Origin of the sequence: Streptomyces sp. NRRL S-920, from assembly GCF_000717945.1 — a bacterium.
Taxonomy (GTDB): domain Bacteria; phylum Actinomycetota; class Actinomycetes; order Streptomycetales; family Streptomycetaceae; genus Streptomyces; species Streptomyces alboniger.
The window spans coordinates 1-17,819 of record NZ_JODF01000029.1; the positions used below are offsets into that span (position 1 = coordinate 1).

A 17,819-nucleotide genomic window follows, 5' to 3' on the forward strand; every position below is an offset into this window, starting at 1 on the left:
CCGCCAGGTCACCATTCCGCTGCACGTCCTGTTGCAGTGGGACGACGAAGGGAACGACCGGCAGGCGGCCCTGGACCTGTTCGACGCCTTCGGCTCCAGGGAGAAGACGCTGCACGCCAATATGGGCGGGCACACCGGCGTCCCGCAGTTCGCGGGGGACGCGGCCGCCCCGTTCTTCACCCGACACCTGAAGTGATGCAGGGCCATCAGACCGGCAGCAGACGGTAGCTGATGTCGGTCGGCATGGTGTTCATCGAGGACAGGTCCTGGCCCTCCGTATGCCGAGTGCTGCCCCAACTCGTATACAGGCGCTGTCGGTTCTCGGGCTCTGGTCGTGCACCAGGACGACGACGGGGGGGCGCCCCCGACCCACGCCCCGGTGAAGCGGACCTGATCGGCAGCCCAGTCGCCAGTCGTTGCCACGGGCGCAGTCGCCCGAGCAGTGTCAGGTCCAGCAGGGGAATGATGTGATCGCTAATCAGGTCATGCCTCTGAACCCGGGATGCGTCAAATAGAACTGGACGGTTTCCAGGGACAGATGACCTGCATTTTCTTTACTTGATGGTGCGCTGACCTCCGACGCGGTAAGTAGTCTCGGACGTCAACTCAAGTGCTCCCGGACGTGTTACTGCATAGCTAAGCCGACGCGAAAGCCTCCGTGGAGGTTCCTGGTGATCGCTGCGGCGTTGGCGAAGCGATTTAGCAGCCCGTCGACGACGGCTCTGTGGTCCCGGTCAGGGGGCTGCGCGTGCGCCGTTGGGGAGCGGCCCGCCTCGGTAACAGGTGAAGGTCCGAGACGGGCGTACTGGTGCAAGCGAGCGCCGGTCAGAAAGGCTTCTCATCTCGGCGAGGTGCGGCAGACGGGAGCGCGGAGCCGACGGGCCGTGCACGGTGGCCGATCAGGGTGTCGGGGGCTGTTGTGACTGAACGGCCTGCGTGCGTGCCGGGGCTGCTTCTGCGGCGGGACGGGGTGTGTGGTGAGGCTACGGGGTGGGTCTCGGGTCTGTGTTGGGGTGGTGGGGCAGGTGGTCGTTGAGGTGGTCGGCTAGTGCAGTGATGGTCGCTCGGGTGTGCAGGACGCTGCGGGGCAGCGGGATGCCCAGGGTCTGCTGGAGGCGGTTGCGCAGCCGGACGGTGATGAGGGAGTCCATGCCCAGGGCGGGCAGGGGGGTGTGCGCGTCGATGCGGTCCGGCGGGCAGTCCAGGAGCATGGCGGCCTGAGCGGTCAGGAGGTCTTGCAGCAGCTGGCGGCGTCGGCCGGGCGGGGCCTCCAGCAGTTGCTGGAGCGACGCGCACCCGCCGGTGGGGTCGTCGGCCTGGTGGGTGGATGCGGCGGTGGGCAGGAGGGGGGCGAGGTAGGGGGAGGCGGTGACGGTGGGGTAGGGCGTGAGCCAGCGGGTGAGGTCGAGGGTGACGAAGCCGGTGTGAGTGCGGGCGTGGGTGAGCAGGAGTTCGAGTCCGGCCAGGGCGTCGTCGAGGGGGATGGTGGCAAAGCCGCGGTCGCCGAGGGTGCGGGCGCCGATGCCGGCTTCGGCCCAGGCGCCCCAGTTGATGCCCGTGGCGGGGAGGTTGGCGGCGGCGCGGTGGGTGATGAGGGCATCGAGCCAGGCGGAGGCCGCGGCGTACGCGGTCTGCCCCGGGGAGCCAAGGAGTGGGACGAAGGAGGAAAAGCCCACCCACCAGTCCAGGTCGAAGAAGGTGCTGGCCTGGTGCAGCAGCCACGCTCCTTGGGCCTTGGGGCGCCAAACCCGCTCCAGCAGCTCCTCGGTGAGGCCGGTGATGGTGGCGTCCTCGACCACGGCCGCGGCGTGGATGATGCCGCGCAGGGGGTGGCCGTGGCGTTCGGCGGTGTGCAGCAGGTGTTCGGCGGTGCCGGGCTCGGCCAGGTCGGCGCAGACCACTTCGATCCGCGTGCCGGTGCGCCGCAGTCCGTCCAGGAGAGCGTCGGTGTGCTGGTCGGGTTGGGAGCGGCTGTTGAGGACGAGGGTGCCTGCGCCCTTGTCCGCCAGCCAGCGGGCCAGCACCATGCCCAGGCCGCCGAGCCCGCCGCTGATCACGTAGGCGCCTTCGGGACGGACGAGGGGAACGTGGTCGGGCGGCAGGTGGGCGGTGACGGTGCCGGTGGGCCACCGGTATGCCGTAGACCTGCCGGAGGGGGTTTCGCGGGCCAGCTGCTCCAGGGGGAGCTGGGCGACGGGCAACAGCGGCAGTGCCCCCTGGACCAGGTCATCGGCGACGTTCCCGAGCAGGGCTGCGGCCGCACCGGGCGTCGCGCTCAGCAACGCCGTGAGGTCCACCGTGCGCGCTGGCGTGCTCCCCGAGCCGTTGCGGGCCGCATGGGCGGTGGTGGCCAGGAGCTGGCCTGCCGGTGCCAGAAGGCGGTGGGCGTGAGGTTCGGGACGGGGGGTGGTGTCGATGATGATGTCCCACAGGCCGCTGTAGTTGGTGATCGCGGTCGTGGCGTGGACCTGGGCCTGGGCGGCGGTGGCCGTGTGCTGAGCGGCCAGGGCCAGGGGCCCAGGGCCGAGGATCAAGACGCGGTCGCCGGGCCGGATACGGGCCAGGTGGTGCAGGCCGTAGTAGGCGGTGAGGTAGGGCAGCAGCGAGCCGGCCAGCCGGGTGGCGTCCAGGTGGGCGGGCACCGGTATGCACCAGCGCTCGTCGACGGTCAGACGGCTGACCGGGTCCGTTTCCGCGACGACGACGGCCACCTGCTGCCCGGGGGCCAAGGTGGTCTGGGGGCCGGCGGCCGTCACGGTGCCGGCGCAGGCGGACAGCGGTGGCGCGCCGGGGCCGTGATCGGGACGGCAGGTGGTGTGTACGGCGACACTCACCTGGTGCTCTGCCGGCTCGGGAGGCGGCTCGGTGACGGTGAAGGCCACGGTGGCGCCGTGGGGTTCGGCGCGTACTGGCACCTGATTGGTCCGGCAGACGGCGGTGCGGCGCTCGGCCGGGCTCAACGGGGCCGGGGCCAGGCGGGCGACGTAGCGCCGGCCGTCCCGCCAGGCCACCTCGTCCTCGGTGTCGTCGGCGAGCAACTGGGCGGCGACAGTGTGGGCGGGGGTGCGGGTGTCGGTGTCGTAGAGGGCGGGGCGCAGTTCGGGGTGCTCGTACAGGAGGGTGCGTAGCGCCCCGCGCAGCCCGGCGTGGCCCAGTGCGATGGTGTCCCGTTCGCCGATGGCCTGGCCGTGGTGGCTGAGGATGTGCAAGCGGGCGGGCGGGTGGCAGTCGGCCAGGGCCTGCACGGCGGTGATGAGGCGGGCGGTACGGCGGCGGGCCCGCTCCACGGCGCCGAGGCCGGTGCCGGTGTCCGGTTCCAGGACAACAACGGCGTCGGTGAACGGCGCCGGGCCCTTCTTCAGGGCTGCGGCGAGGGCCTGGTGGGCCGGGCCTGGTTCGTCTTCCAGGGGCAGGGTGAGCCGGGCGCAGGCGGACGGGGGATGGCCGAGGGCGGCTTCGAGGGCCAGGTGCCAGGGGTGGAGGTCCTCGGTTTCGGTGATCAACAGCCAGGTGGCGTGCTGTCGGCTGCGGGAGGCGGCCAGCGGCTGGGGCTGCCAGCGGTGTTGGATGAGGTAGTGCTGGAGGCGGCCGGCGACCGGATGCCTCGGCGAGTGGGCGAAACGGATGTGCTCGGCGCGGCCGACCACCATCCCCGCGGCATCCAGCAGCCGCAGCGAGCCGGTCACGGTGTGCTCGTCGAGGGCGTCGGCGCGGACGTGGCAGTACACGCCGGTGGCCGTGTCTCCGTGTACCTGTAGCTCGCCGATGCCCTGGGGGTAGGCGGTGCCCTCCGGCAGGGCGATGCGGCTGGTCCACAAGGCCAAGAGCGTCTGGAGACATCCGTCCAGCAGCACGGGGTGCCAGGCGAAGCCGTCGGTGTGCGGGCGGGCCGCGTCGGGGAGGGCCAGGCGGGCCAGGGCCTCGGGCCGCCCGGCATCCGGTGCCAGGTGCAGGCTCTGGACGGTGCGGAAGGCCGGCCCGTAGGCCACGGAGCAGGTAGCTGCCCAACTGCCCCACAGGCGTGCGGTATCCGCCTCCACGGGACAGGAGCGTCGCAGTTGTTCCACCGGCACGGGGGCGGGACTCGTGCCCTCGGCGGCGGGGGAGAGGGTTGCCCCGGCGTGCGGCTCGAAGCCGTCACCGGCCCGCGCCATCACCCTCCACACGGCCGTGCCGCCGTCCTCCTGCGCGCAGGAGGACAGGTGCACCCGCTCACCGCCGAGCGGCAAGAGCGCATCGAAGGTCATATCCCGCACACACACCTGCTGTACCGGCTTGGCGAAGGTGTGGGTGGCGGCGGCCAGAGCCATCTCGCACCAGGCAGCCCCGGCCATCGCCGGCTGTCCGGCGGCTTGGTGGTCCTTGAGCCAGCCTTCGCGCTGCGGGTCGAGGGTGGCCTGCCACAGGTGCCGTCGGCGCTGGAGCGGGTCGAGGACGTGCACGCCCAGCAGCGGATGCTCCTCGAGCACGCTGTGGGTGGTGGCGGGCCGGCCCCGGGTCAGCTCCGAGGGTGCGATCCAGTGGTGCCGCCCCTCCCAGCAGGTACCCGGAGCGTCCACCAGCCGACCCCTGACGTGCGTGCTCCAGGGCACGGGGAATCCGGCGCAGTGCACGGCGGCCAGGTGGGCGGCGAAGTCCCGCTTCTCGTCCCCGTCCCGCCGCAGCGTGGGCACGACCACCGCCTCCCCAGCGCCGTGGGCGGCCAGCGTTTCGGTCAGCGCGCCGGCCAGCAGCGGGTGGACGTTGACTTCGACGAACAGCCGGTGGCCTGCCGTCTGCGCGGCCTGGACGGCTGATGCGAACCGCACCCGGCGGCGCTGGTTGTCCGCCCAGTAATGGGCATCCAGTCGGACCGGCGCACACGGATCTTCGGTGACGGTGCTGTAGAAGGCCAGGGACGGACGCCGCGGCTGCACATCGGCGAGTTGCTCGCGCAGCGGGGCCAGGATGGAATCCATGTGCGCGGAGTGGGAGGCCACCTCCACCGCCACCCGGGCGGCCTCCACCACTCCTTCTTCTTCCCACTGGTGCAGCAGCCGTTCGACCTGGCCCGCGTCCCCGGAGATCGCCGTGCTGGCCGGGGAGGCGACGACCGCCACCTCCACCTGGTCGCAGCCGCTCTGTGCCAGCGCCCTGGCCACCTGGTCAGCGGGCAGCCGGACCACCGCCATCGCCCCGCCGCGCACCCGGGTGAGCAGCCGGGAGCGGCGGCAGATCACCTTCACCCCGTCGGGCAGGCTCAGCGCCCCGCAGGCCACCGCGGCGGCGACCTCGCCCATCGAGTGCCCGATGACGGCCGTCGGCACCACTCCCCGGGCCCGCCACAGGGCCGTCAGCGCCACCTGGAGGGCGAACAGCGTCGGCTGGACCCGCTGCACCCCGCTCACCACCGTGCCGGCGGCCAGCACCTCGCGCAGCGAGAACCCGCTCTCCGCCTGCACCAGCGGCTCCAGCTCCTCCAGGGCGGCGGTAAACGCCGCATCCCGGCCCAACAAACCTTGGCCCATGCGGGCCCATTGCGAGCCGTGGCCGGAGTAGACGAACACCGCCCCACACTCCTGCGCTCCGGCTCGTCCCGTGGTGGCGAGGGCCGTCGGCTGACCAGCGGCCAGCTGCCTCAGTCCTGTGACCAGCTCGCTGCGGCCATCGGCCACCACAGCCGCCCGGTGCGCCCCGTGCGAGCGCCGCACCGCCAAGGTGTAGGTCACATCCCGCAGCAGTTGGCCGGCACCGTCCCCTTCCAGCCAGTCCGCCAGCCGCGCCGCGGACTTGTGCAACGCACCCGGCGAAGCGGCGCTCAGCAGAAACATCTGGCTCCAGGCCCCGGCCGTACGGTCCGTACCGGAAACCGGTACGGTTTTTTCGGCGGGGGCTTCCTCCACGAGGAGATGCGCGTTCGTGCCGCCGACCCCGTAGGAGGAGACCGCCGCCAGCCGGGGTCGGCCCGGCACCGGCCAGTCGGCCGCCTGCGTCGGCACGAACAGCCGGCACCCGCCGGCATCGATCTCGGGATGCCACCGGGTGAAGTGCAAGCTGGCCGGCACCCGGCCCCGCTGGAGAGACACGACGGCCTTCAACAGCCCCACCACACCGGAGGCGGGCTCGGTGTGACCGATGTTCGTCTTCACCGATCCGATCGCGCACCCTCCGGGCCCCCTCCCGTAGACGTCCTTCAGCGCGGCGAACTCCCGCGGGTCGCCCACCGGTGTGCCGGTGCCGTGCGCTTCCACCATCCCCACCCGGTCGGCCTCCACCCCGGCGCGGCGCAGTGCCTCGGTGAACACCGCGGCCTGCGCCTGGGAGGAAGGCACCGTCAGCTGGTCGGAGCGGCCGTCCTGGTTGACAGCCGAGCCCCGCAGCACCGCCAGGATCCGGTCCCCGTCGTGCTGCGCGGCGGCCAGCAGCTTGAGGACGACCACTCCGCAGCCCTCGGCCCGCAGATAGCCGTCGGCCCTCGCATCGAAGGCCCGGCACCGGCCGGTAGGCGAATACATCCGCCACCGGGCCGAAGCCGCACCGATCTCCGGCCCCAAGGCCGCCGAGACACCACCCGCCACCGCAAGCGGACACTCACCGGCCCGCAGCGCCTGGCACGCCAGGTGCACGGCCACCAGGGACGAGGAGCATGCGGTGTCGACCGCCAGGCTCGGGCCGTGCAGATCCAGCAGATAGGACAGCCGTCCGGCCCCCACCCCGTGCACCGCGCCGGAGAACCAGTACGCGTCCGCCTCCTGTGGACGGCGGTGCCCCCGCAGCAGGTTGTCCATGGAATACATCCCCGCGAACACTCCCGCCCGCGAACCCCGCAGCCTCTCCAGCGGAATCCCGGCGTGCTCCAGCGCCTCCCAGGCCACCATCAGCAGCAAACGGTGCTGCGGATCCAGCCAGTCCGCCTCCTGCCCCGACATCCCGAACGCCTGCGGATCGAAGGCGCCGATATCCCCCGCAAGCCACCCGCCGACCCGCATCACCGCCGCGACCTGCTCCGGCAGCATGCGCCCCAACGCCTGTGCGTCCCACCGGTCCTTGGGCACCGGACCGACGGTCTCCCGCCCCTCCTCCAGCAACCGCCACAACGCGCCCAGCGAGTCCACACCACCCGGCAGACGGCACGAAGCCCCGATCACGGCAACCGGCTCGGCCTGTCCGGACGGGCCGTCACAGCATTCGGGCATCATTCCCCCCGGGTGGCGCGAACTCACTCTCGCACAGACCAGCGGAACACCCCGGGCCCCACTAGCCGCGACAGGTGTTCAGCCTTCCGCTTGTCCCGACAAGACAAGCCGAACGACCGCACACCCCAACCCTCGCAAGCCCCTGCACACACGCTCACAGAAGAGCAGCGCACCGGTTCCGGCTGGCGAGAAAACCGGCAGACGAAATCCCGCCGAACGCATCATTCGCTACTCGGGAAAACGCCGCCACACGTGTTTCACTGTCTCGTTGTCGGTCATCTCCGCCACGGCCAGCAAAGCCGTCCCGTTCAGATCACGGAACTTCCCGGTCGTGCTTCGCGCGTGCAAGACGCCCTCGAAACGCACCGATCCCCCGCGCACGACCCCAGAGGCACTGCCCGTCAGGACCAGCTGGCCACCGCCCTGCGTTGCCTGCACTACGATCTTGACGGTTGCCGTCTCGGTCCCGTCGGCCAACCGCACCGACTCGTGAGTCGCGATATCGGTCACCTGGTGGCCGTCCACCTCGCCCCCGCCTGCGGCCGAATACTCCAACCGCACGGTATCGTTTTCCACATCTGTAACACGAGTTGCGTTGACCCTGTTGGTGATACGACCTACCACGTCACTGGGCACGCCTCGCCCCTTTCTCTAGGGCCGTTTTTTATAAGCATGGTAAGGACGGGCGGCGAAAACCAGCAGAGAACATTCCGGCCACCTTTCGGCGCCACTGAAAAATTATGTCCCGGCGTCTGGACGGAGGGGCTGGGTGCTTGTCGTCGTGGAGTCCGGCACGGCTACCTCCGTGGTCGTGGCGCATAGCGGTTCTCATAGTTCGAAGCATCTCCCAGACCTCGTACTGGGCCCGGGCCGCGGTCTCCATCGTTTCGCCTGGTTCGGGGGCACCGCGTTCGAGGCGCTTGACTTGGTCGTAGACCGTGTTCAGGGCTTGGTTGACGACACTCGCTCGCATGAGTACTTCTTCGGGCGCGATCATCTGTGCTTCGGAGTATCGATCGCGGTGCGCGTTCTTCGCCTCCTCGAGTGCGTCGCCGTCAGCCTCCTCCACACCGCGTTCCCTCATGACGTGGAGACGCCGGTTCAGTGCGGTGGTGAACTGCCGCGCATCTCGGTTGAGTTCCACATAGCAGGTGCGTCCCAGCGAACGGTTCTCACGGACCTCCTCATGGTCTCGAACGAGTTCTACCTCCCGGCGCTTCGCTCGTTCGGAGCCGCGCTGGGTAAGTAGCGCCCCTCCCAGGGTTCCTGCGACGCCTGTCACTGCGATGATCACCGAGCTGATATCCACCGACGTACCCCGTGCAATTCATCGGCCTCGTGCTCGCTGCACATGGCCCGGGCCCGCCGGTGGCAAGGACTCTGCCCACGTCATGGTCGGTGCCCATGACTGCGATCCAGAGTTCGGCCGGAGTCCGCAGGGTCGGCGCACCGTTGACCAGGTCCGTCGCGCCTCCGCCGATCCGAGGCGACGGGCCCAGGCCCAGCGCTTCCTCGGCAGGCTGCGCCGCCGTTGACGTCAGAAACGTACGGTGATGCCGAGCGGGCGCCTGGGGCCGGCGAGGGCGATGTCCTGAGGAGCGCCCGGCCAGGTTGTACCTACTGGCGTGCCGGAAGCAGTACGGCGCCCTGACCTCTCCGGGGCCTGCGTGAGGCAACCCGGGGTACTGGAGACCAGCCCGACGGTCCTATATTCATACAAACAATTCACGCGCGGCCCTGCTGCGATGAACACGGGGTAGGACCGCAGTGAGCGAACCCGACGGCACTGAACCCGCCCGGACCGAGTCCCGCGCCGCCCGCAAGGCGCGCGAGAAGGCGCGAAGGCGCAAGCGGATGGCCGTGGTCGCGGCCGTGCTCGGCCTGGGCGGGGTGGCCACCACGTGCGTGCTCGCCCTCGCGAACTCCTCCGGAAGCCGGAGCGAGGACCGGCACACCGCGTCCACATCCTCGGGCAACGCGGCGCAGAAGGCGCGTGCCGCGAAGCGCGCGAAGAAGAGCGAGGAGAAGTGGGACGGCAAGGTCCGGGTGCTGGGCGACGGCTCCACGTCGCACACCGGACCGCAGCGCGGACAGCTCAAGCCGAAGAAGCTGAAGCCCGGCGAGAAGCCGCCGCAGTTCGTGGTCTTCTCCTGGGACGGCGCGCTGGAGGGCGACGACCGCCGCTTCTCCCACTTCCGCCAGGTGGCGCGGGAGAGCAACGCCCACATGACCTTCTTCCTCACCGGCATCTACCTCCTGCCGGAGAGCAAGAAGTCGCTCTACCGCCCGCCGCAGCACAACCCGGGCTCGGCCGCCATCTCCTACCCGACCGTGCCGCACATACAGACCACGCTGGAGCAACTGCGCGGCGCCTGGAAGGACGGCAACGAGATCGGTTCGCACTTCAACGGGCACTTCTGCGGCCCCAAGGGCGGCGGTGACTGGAGCACCAAGGAGTGGAAGAGCGAGATCGAGCAGACGTACTCGTTCATGAAGAAGTGGAAGACCAACACCGGCTTCACCCAGGAGGCGCCCCTGCCCTTCGACCCGGACCGGGAAGTGGTCGGTGGCCGCGCGCCCTGCCTGGAGGGTCAGAAGAACCTCCTGGCCGCGATCAAGCCGTTCGGCTGGCGCTACGACGCCAGTTCCTCGGGGGACTTCCAGATATGGCCGTCCAAGGTCGACGACATATGGAACTTTCCCCTACAACTCCTGCCCATGGACGGCAAAGAGGTGCAAGTCCTCTCCATGGACTTCAACTTCCTCTACCACCAGTCCGGCGACAGCACCCAGGGTGACCCGGCGAAGTTCCCGGCGTGGGAGGCGCAGGTCCGCAACTCGTACATGAACGGCTTCAACCGCGTCTACAACGGCAGCCGGGCGCCGATGTTCGTCGGCAACCACTTCGAGGACTGGAACGGCGGGATCTACATGAACGCCGTCGAGGATGTGATGCGGGAGGTGTGCCCGCGCAAGGGCGTCCGCTGCGTGTCGTTCCGGGAGTTGGCGGACTGGCTCGACGCCCAGGACCCGAAGGTCCTGGCCAGGCTGCGCCTGCTCGACCCCGCGCAGGCGCCGGACTGGAAGTCGCTCGTCAAGTAACGCGGGCGAGCTGCGCGGGCCGGGGTGCCCGGCGGCCCCCGCCCGGCCCACGCCTACTTGACCGCCTTGATGTAGTCGGCCCACAGCCCCACCGCCCGCTCGCTGCCGAGCGTTCCGGGGGCGTCACCGCCCAGCCCCTCCAGTGGCAGCGGCACCAGGTCCTTGAGCGACATGCGGTAGACCACCACGGCCGTGGTCTCGTCCTCGGTGCCTCCCACGAACCAGCCCGCCGTGTTCGCGGTGGTCGTCCCGGTCTTGCCCACGGCACCGGCGTGCGCCCCGCCCGCCGCCTTGGCCGACCCCTCGGTCATGGTGGTCCGCAGGGCGTCCGTGACCGCTCGGGCGGTCTTCTCCGACACCGCCCGGGAGGGTTTCGGCCCGACGAGCGGCACCGCGTCCCCGGCCCGCGTGATCGAGCGCACCGAGTAGGGGTCGGTGTGCATGCCGCCCGCGGCGAAGGTCTGGTACGCGCCGGCCATCCGGATGGCGCTCGGCGTCGAGTTCTCCCCGAGCGCGAACGTGGGGACCCGCTCCCCGAGGCTCGATTCGAGCAGCCCCGCCCGCAGGGCGTACTTCTCCACCCGGTCGAGGCCGACATCGAGACCGAGCTGGAGCATGGGTGTGTTGACGGAGTCGGCGACGGCCTGCCGCAAGGTCACCTTGCCCCAGTCCCGGCCGCCTTCGTTGCGTCCCTTCACCACCTTGCCGTTGCGGTCCCAGTACGGCCCCTCCGGTGTCCGTACGGCGATCCGGTCGTCGCCGTCGTAGACGCTGGCGGGGGAGACGGGTGTGCGGCCTCCCTCACGCGTGCGCTGCACACCGTCCTCGAGCGCGGCGGCGTAGACGAAGGGGGTGAACACCGAACCGGCCGGAATGGTCGTCGCGTTCGACTGGTTGAACCCCTGCTTCAAGAAGTCGTGGCCGCCGTACACGGCGAGCAGCCGGCCGTCCGGGCCGACGCTCGCCGCGCCGATCCTGGCGTGCTTGTCCGTGTCGGGCCGCCGCTCGGCGTCAAAGTCCTTGTCGACCTTCCGGACAGCTCCGGTCAGGGCCTTCGTGCGCTTGCGGTCGAAGGTCGTGCGGATCTGGTAGCCGCCGAGGTCGTAGTCGGCGGTCTTGATGTGCCCGGCCTTGATCGCGTGCCGCTTGGCCAGCTCCACCAGGTAGCCGGTTTGCGCGCCGGGGGTGGTGCCGCCGGACCCCGGCTTCGTGGGCTCCGGGAACTTCTTGTACGTGGCGCGCTCGGCCCGCGTGAGATGGCCGGTCTCGACCATGCGGTCCAGGATCCAGTTCCACCGCTCGACGGCCCGCGCGCGGTTCTCCTTGCCGAGGGCCGGGTCGTACAGTCCGGCGCCCTTGAGGAGAGAGGCCAGGAAGGCGCCCTCGCTGGGGTTGAGACGCGAGACGTCCTTGCCGTAGTACGCGTGCGAGGCGCGCTGGATGCCGTAGGTGCCGCGGCCGAACCAGCTCGTGTTCAGGTAATCCTGGAAGATCCGGTCCTTGCTCGTGTGGTTGTCCAGCTTCACTGCGAGCAGGGCTTCGGTGAACTTCCGGGAGAACGTGCGGTCCTGGCTGAGGTAGACGTTCTTCACGTACTGCTGGGTGATGGTCGATCCGCCCTGGGTCTCCCCGCCGGTGACCGCTGCGGTCGCGGCACGCAGGAAACCGGTCGGCGAGACCCCGGAATCCGAGTAGAAGCTCGCGTTCTCGGCCGCGAGGACCGCCCCTCGGACCTTCGGCGGCACTTTGTCCAGCGGTATCTCCTGCCGGATGACCCAGCCGGTGCGGGCCATGACGGTGCCGTCGGACCAGTAGTAGACGTTGTCCTGTTGTGTGGCGAACGAGTTGAGGTCGTCCGGTATGTCCGTGGCGGCGTACGCGATCGCGACGGAGCCGGTCAAGCCGAGGAGCACGTACAGGAAGGCGCCCAGCCACTGACGCCACGAGGGTATCCACCGCCGCCATCCGCTACGGCCCGGCCGTGGGTACGCGGGACGCAGCCGCCGCAGTTGCCTGCGCGCCCCGGCGACGACACCGGGTATGCCGCTGTCCGGCCGTCCCCCGCGCGACTGTCCGGGCTTCCTGCGCCGGCCGGTCGCCGCGCGGCGGCCCGGTGCCGCCCGCCGTCCGCCGCTTCCCCCACCTGCGGTTATCCTGCGCCCACCCACCCCGCATGCCTCCTTTGCTGCGCTATGCCGCACACCCTAGAGGTACGTGGGCCGCGGCCGCCGGGACTCTGGCGCCCCGGCCCGGCGGCCTGCGGGTCCGGCGGGAAACGAACGGCACGGTGTTGGCGCGGAGTTGTGCGAAGATTCCGTGCCCCAGTCGGGGTGATCACGCGCACGAGAGGAAACACAGTGATACCCAAGAGATACAGACCCGCCGCCGTCGCGAGCCTGACCGCGGCCGTGGCCTCCGGCTCCCTGCTCGCGCCCCCCGCCCACGCGGACGCCGTCGACAGCGGTCCCCGCAAGGCCGACCGCGAGACGGTCGCCGCCTTCGCCCGCATCGCCGATGACGTTCTTTCCCGGCGCACCCAGGCCCTGGTGGAGGATCACGCGGGACGCGGCGACGCCGGTACCGGCGCTTCCACGACGCGCATGTCCGGCCGGCTGAAGAAGGACGAGGACGCCGCGCTGCGGTTGTTGAGCGCCCGCAAGGCACGTCTGGCGAAGCTCGGCGAGGCCTACACGAAGGCGGACACCCGCGTCGTCGTGGAGCGGGCCACGATCACCGGCCGCACGGCGACCGTCCAGGTCACCTCGTCGTCGACGCTCACGTACAAGAAGGTGCGCGGGGACGAACCGGCCACCACCGCTTTCTCGACGCGGCAGGAGCTGAAGCTCACCGGCACGAAGGACGGCGGCTGGAAGCTGACCACGATCACCTCGCGGGACGAGGGTCCCGCTGCGGTCGACGAGCCGTCCGCGGCCGGGGTGAACACCATCAAGGACGACGGCAACCAGTACCCCGACGGCACACCGGCGTCCACCGAGTACCCCACCACGCCGATGCCCTCGGGCAAGACGGGCGGAGCCTACGACTACTCCGCCATGGCGCGGTACGCGGAGAGGTACTGGAGCAACTACAACCCGGCGTACCGGAAGTTCAACGGAGCCGGCGGCGACTGCACCAACTTCGTCAGCCAGGCGCTGAAGGCGGGCGGCTGGAAGCCCGTCCCGGGCTCCGCCTACGACTACCGGAACTGGTGGTACGGGAGCGCGAGCCAGAGCACCTCCTGGGTCGGCGTGAACGAATGGGCGTGGTTCACGCTGTCCAACCTGCGGGCCCCCAACCTGTCGAGCGTGTACAAGCTGGACGTCGGCGACGTCCTCCAGGTGGACTTCGACAAGAACGGCTCCAAGGACCACACCATGCTGGTGACTTACCGCAACAGGCGGGGCATGCCGTACCTCACCTACCACTCCACCGACACGGTCCGAAGGTCGCTGGCGAGCATCCTCGCGTCCTCGCCCAACGCGCGTTACTTCGCGTACCGCACCTGACAGAACCGGTAGCCCGCAGCGGCACGGACGGCCGGTATCCGACCGGACTTGTGCCGGGCCGTCAGGCGGGAAATTCGATCAGGCCGACGGGTGGCAGTGTGGGCGTCTTGGAACCCCCTGAGGGTTCGATGGTGATGCCCATGCCGTCGGCCTGGTCGATCGTCCCGTCCATGAGGGTGATCTGGGTGCTCTGGTCCCGGTCGAGGAGCCCCGCCGGACGCATCGTGCCCTTGTCGTTGAACCACAGCTCGTAGACCTTGCCCTCGGGCGGTGCGTCGAGGCCGGACACGGTGAAGACCGCACGGTTCTGGCTCGCCGAGGTCACGACGGTGCCGCGGGCACCGCCGGGCAGGGACGCGGTGTGTGTCCGCGCGTCACCGGCGGCCAGAACCTCCGCCACTTGATCGGCACTGGCCTCCGCCCGGTGTGCCTGCTCGCGAGCCTGCCGCGCTTCCTGGTGCTGCCAGGTCGCCACGCCGCCCAGGGACGCGGCGACCAGGCAGGCGGCCAGCGCCAGCCGGCGCGGCCAGAGCGAACCCCGCGGTGATCTTTGCGGCGCTTGCGCGACGGGCTTCTCCCGCACGGTGCGCGGCGGTTCCTGGCGGACCTGGGAGATCTGCCGGAGGACGGAGTGCTTGAGAGCGGGAGGCGGTGCGCTGCTGGCGGCGAAAGCCAGCCGACCCGCGGTGGAGACGAACTCGGCCACCTCCTGACGGCACTCCGAGCACGTGGCCAGATGCGCCTCGAACGCGGTGCGCTCGTCGTCGTCGAGGGCGTCGAGGGCGTAGGCACCGGCGAAGGTGTGCGGGTCGCTCACGCTCATGTCGCCACCCCCAGGCAGTCACGGAGCCGGATGAGCCCGTCCCGCATGCGGGTCTTCACCGTGCCGAGCGACGCCGACAGGCGCTCGGCCACTTCGCGGTAGGTCAGGCCCTGGTAGTAGGCGAGGATGATCGACTCGCGCTGGAGTTCCGTGAGGGTCTTCAGGCAACGCACCACGTCCTCGCGTTCCTGGCGGGCTTCTACCTCCGCCTCGGTCACGTCGAACTCGGGCAGCTGCTCCCGCCGCGCGGCCCGCTCCTCGCGTGCGGCGGATGCCACGACCGAGCGGACGCGGTCCACCGCTCTGCGATGTGCCAGCGTGAGTACCCAGTTCATGACCGATCCCCGTTCCGGCCGGTAGTCGGCGGCATGGCGCCACACCTCCACCAGCACCTCTTGCGTCACTTCCTCGGACTGCGCCGCGTCGCGCACCACGGCCCGCGCGATTCCGAAGACCGGGCCGGCCACTGACTCGTACAGCTGACCGAAGGCCTGCTCGTCGCCGTCGACGATCTGTTTCATCAATGCGATCAGGTCAGGCTTGTCGTCAGGGTTGCCGCCGATGAACACCGTTCGCCTCATGTCGACATCATTACCGACTCGCCCAGTGCCATGTCCGCACGGGGGAAAATGGGAGTGCCGCCCATGATTCGTCACCGAGAGCGAAAAGGATTGGTTGACCGGTGGCGAGATGCGAACGCCAGAGGCGGACGGAGTATTCGTAGCCGCGCCCTCTTTGGATTGGTCGGAAAGAATTTCTCCCTCAAATGGGTGGCGGACCAATCCGCACCCGGCCCCCGCTCCGGATGACGGGTGTGAGCGAAGAAGCGAAGACCTCAAGGCGCCCCGGAGCGTGGCGGCTTGGCGGGCTGGGCGCGCTGAGCGGCCTGCTGGCGGGTTACTCCGCGCTGGCGACGGCCGAGCTGGTGTCCGCCGCCGTACGACCCGAGTCCGGCCCCGTGATCGCGGTGGGCGGAGCCGCGATCGACCGGACGCCGACCCCGGTGAAGGACTGGGCGATCCGCGAGTTCGGGACGGACGACAAGCTCGTCCTGCAACTGGGCATCCTCGCCGTCCTCACCCTTCTCGCGCTCGCCCTCGGAGTGCTGGCGGTCCGGTACCGGAGTGCCGGCTCGGCAGGAGTCCTCCTGCTCGGCGTGGTCGGGGGCGTCGCCGCGACGAGCCGGACCGACTCCACGAGCATCACGGACGCGCTGCCCTCGGTGGCCGGGGCCGTGGTGGGCGCGGGGCTCCTGTACTGGCTGGCGGGGCGCCTGCGAGCAGGCAAGCACCCGGCACCGGCTCACGACCACGAGCGCCCAACTCACGACCAAGGGCGCCCGGGCTGGGACCGGCGAGGGTTCATCGTCGCCGCGACGGCCGCGGCGGCCGCGTCCACCGGGGTCGGCCTCCTGGGACGCACCCTGATCGGTGCGCGGGGCCAGAACGCCATCACCTCCCGCAACCAGGTCACGCTGCCCGCCCCGGCCTCGGCCGCCGCGCCCGTCCCCAAGGGTGCCGCGCTCCGAATCAAGGACGTCAGCCCGTTCATGACGCCCAATCAGGACTTCTACCGGGTCGACACCGCGCTGGTGGTGCCCAGGGTCGACGCGACCTCATGGAGGCTGCGGATCCACGGCAAGGGCGTCACCCGTGAGATGACCGTCTCCTTCGCGGATCTGCTGCGCATGCCGCTGATCGAGCGGAACATCACGCTGGCCTGCGTCTCGAACGAGGTGGGCGGCCCGTATGTGGGCAACGCGCGGTGGATCGGTGTGCGCCTGGCCGACCTCCTGGCGCAGTGCGGTGTGAAGCCGCCGTCCAAGGGCGGGCCCGCGGACCAGCTGGTCGCGCGGTCCGTGGACGGGATGACCATCGGAACCCCGGTCGAGGACGTCATGGACGGCCGCGACGCGATGCTCGCCCTCGGCATGAACGGCGAGCCGCTGCCCTTCGCACACGGCTTCCCCGTACGCATGGTCGTCCCCGGCCTGTACGGGTTCGTATCCGCCTGCAAATGGATCCAGGACATCGAGCTGACCACGTTCGACGACTACGACCCCTACTGGGTGAAGCGGGACTGGGCCCGCAAGGCCCCGATCAAGACCCAGTCCCGTATCGACACCCCCAAGCCCTTCGCACGCCCCGCGCCCGGCACGGTGATGGTCGCCGGCGTGGCCTGGGCCCAGCACCGGGGGATCGACCAGGTCGAGGTCCGTGTCGACGACGGCCCCTGGCAACAGGCCGACCTGGCAGCCGAGGACACCAGGGACACCTGGCGCCAGTGGTCCTTCCCCTGGAAAGCGACGTCCGGCGGCCACACCCTGACCGTCCAGGCCACGGACCGCACGGGTGAGACGCAGACGCAAAAGCGCACCGGCACCGTCCCCGACGGGGCCAGCGGCCGGCATTCGGTGGTGGTCACCGTGGACTGACCCAGGCCACCGCCGCGCAGTGCGGAATCAGCCGCACGAACCACGACCTGAACCCATGCACGAGCAATCCGCCCCGCATGAATGATCAAGGAGCAGAAATGAACGCCACCACCCGCCGCAACCACCGCACCCGCCGTGGAGCCCTCGTGCTCGCCGCGGCGGCGATGCTGCCGCTCGGCCTGACCGCCTGTTCGAGCGACGACGGCAAGGACGAGGCGTCCTCGGACACCAAGTCGTCCGCCACCTCCGAGAAGGCGACCGACAGCGCCGCGAGCGGCACGGGCAGCAGCGATGAGCCGTTCGGCTCCGCATGCTCCTCCGTGCCCGACGACGGCGCCGGCTCCTTCGGCGGCATGGCCAAGGACCCGGTCGCCACGGCCGCCTCCAACAACCCGGAGCTGTCTACGCTCGTGACCGCGGTCAAGAAGGCGGGCCTGGTCGACACCCTGAACAACGCCAAGGACATCACCGTGTTCGCGCCGACCAACGACGCGTTCGCGAAGATCCCCAAGGCCGACCTGAACAAGGTCCTCAGCGACAAGGCCCAGCTCACCAAGATCCTCACCTACCACGTGGTGGGCCAGAAGCTGGCGCCCAAGGACCTGGAGAGCGGCTCGTACCCGACGCTGGAGAAGTCCGAGCTGACGACGGCCGGATCCGGTGAGTCCTACAAGGTCAACGACTCCGCCAACGTGGTCTGCGGCAACGTCAAGACCGCCAACGCCAACGTCCACATCATCGACACCGTCCTCATGCCGAAGATGTGACGCCCGTATTGA

Annotated in this window: 10 protein-coding genes and 1 pseudogene; 6 read left to right on the plus strand and 5 right to left on the minus strand. The window is 70.2% G+C overall.

What is annotated here, in order from left to right; genetic code table 11:
- Window positions 1-196: pseudogene (locus tag IG54_RS0121025) on the plus strand (alpha/beta hydrolase); the annotation flags it as partial.
- 787 nt (window positions 197-983) lie between these two features.
- Here IG54_RS0121025 and IG54_RS0121030 read toward each other — a convergent pair.
- Window positions 984-7,178, minus strand: coding sequence for a type I polyketide synthase (locus tag IG54_RS0121030; protein ID WP_078594323.1), 6,195 nt, complete (start codon window positions 7,176-7,178; stop codon window positions 984-986).
- Window positions 7,179-7,403: 225 nt separating this feature from the next.
- A complete protein-coding gene (locus tag IG54_RS0121035) occupies window positions 7,404-7,811 on the minus strand; it encodes a hypothetical protein (RefSeq protein ID WP_158708895.1) in 408 nt (135 codons plus the stop codon).
- A gap of 133 nt (window positions 7,812-7,944) precedes the next feature.
- Between IG54_RS0121035 and IG54_RS42075 the strand changes: the two genes are divergently transcribed.
- Both IG54_RS42075 and IG54_RS0121045 read left to right on the plus strand, forming a co-directional pair.
- Complete coding sequence (locus tag IG54_RS42075; RefSeq protein WP_030786492.1) at window positions 7,945-8,424, plus strand: hypothetical protein; 480 nt, start codon at window positions 7,945-7,947, stop codon at window positions 8,422-8,424.
- Between the two features lie 605 nt (window positions 8,425-9,029).
- Complete coding sequence (locus IG54_RS0121045) at window positions 9,030-10,277, plus strand: hypothetical protein (RefSeq protein ID WP_030786495.1); 1,248 nt, start codon at window positions 9,030-9,032, stop codon at window positions 10,275-10,277.
- A 53-nt stretch (window positions 10,278-10,330) separates the two neighbouring features.
- Here the strand turns inward: IG54_RS0121045 and IG54_RS0121050 are convergent, their stop codons facing one another.
- Complete coding sequence (locus IG54_RS0121050) at window positions 10,331-12,178, minus strand: transglycosylase domain-containing protein (RefSeq protein WP_420712268.1); 1,848 nt, start codon at window positions 12,176-12,178, stop codon at window positions 10,331-10,333.
- Window positions 12,179-12,634: 456 nt separating this feature from the next.
- Between IG54_RS0121050 and IG54_RS0121055 the strand changes: the two genes are divergently transcribed.
- Window positions 12,635-13,783 carry an amidase domain-containing protein gene (locus tag IG54_RS0121055; protein ID WP_030786501.1) on the plus strand — a complete coding sequence of 383 codons (1,149 nt, stop codon included), beginning with the start codon at window positions 12,635-12,637 and terminating at the stop codon, window positions 13,781-13,783.
- A 61-nt stretch (window positions 13,784-13,844) separates the two neighbouring features.
- Here the strand turns inward: IG54_RS0121055 and IG54_RS0121060 are convergent, their stop codons facing one another.
- Window positions 13,845-14,606, minus strand: coding sequence for an anti-sigma factor (locus IG54_RS0121060; RefSeq protein WP_030786504.1), 762 nt, complete (start codon window positions 14,604-14,606; stop codon window positions 13,845-13,847).
- Window positions 14,603-15,187 carry an ECF RNA polymerase sigma factor SigK gene (gene sigK / locus IG54_RS0121065; protein ID WP_030786507.1) on the minus strand — a complete coding sequence of 195 codons (585 nt, stop codon included), beginning with the start codon at window positions 15,185-15,187 and terminating at the stop codon, window positions 14,603-14,605. The genes IG54_RS0121060 and sigK overlap by 4 nt, the downstream gene beginning before the upstream one ends.
- A 224-nt stretch (window positions 15,188-15,411) precedes the next feature.
- Here sigK and IG54_RS0121070 point away from each other — a divergent pair, with 224 nt between their 5' ends.
- Window positions 15,412-17,040: a molybdopterin-dependent oxidoreductase gene (locus IG54_RS0121070; protein WP_106977055.1), complete on the plus strand. Its 1,629-nt coding sequence runs from the start codon at window positions 15,412-15,414 to the stop codon at window positions 17,038-17,040.
- A gap of 98 nt (window positions 17,041-17,138) precedes the next feature.
- Window positions 17,139-17,807: a fasciclin domain-containing protein gene (locus IG54_RS0121075; protein ID WP_030786512.1), complete on the plus strand. Its 669-nt coding sequence runs from the start codon at window positions 17,139-17,141 to the stop codon at window positions 17,805-17,807.
- The last annotated feature ends 12 nt before the right edge of the window (window positions 17,808-17,819 follow it).

Bases quoted from the DNA above. Each gene is read 5' to 3' on its own strand.
- IG54_RS0121030 (WP_078594323.1), bottom strand. From the start codon at position 7,178: ATGATGCCCGAATGCTGTGACGGCCCGTCCGGACAGGCCGAGCCGGTT.
- IG54_RS0121045 (WP_030786495.1), top strand. From the start codon at position 9,030: ATGGCCGTGGTCGCGGCCGTGCTCGGCCTGGGCGGGGTGGCCACCACG.
- IG54_RS0121060 (WP_030786504.1), bottom strand. From the start codon at position 14,606: ATGAGCGTGAGCGACCCGCACACCTTCGCCGGTGCCTACGCCCTCGAC.
- sigK (WP_030786507.1), bottom strand. From the start codon at position 15,187: ATGAGGCGAACGGTGTTCATCGGCGGCAACCCTGACGACAAGCCTGAC.
- IG54_RS0121070 (WP_106977055.1), top strand. From the start codon at position 15,412: ATGACGGGTGTGAGCGAAGAAGCGAAGACCTCAAGGCGCCCCGGAGCG.
- IG54_RS0121075 (WP_030786512.1), top strand. From the start codon at position 17,139: ATGAACGCCACCACCCGCCGCAACCACCGCACCCGCCGTGGAGCCCTC.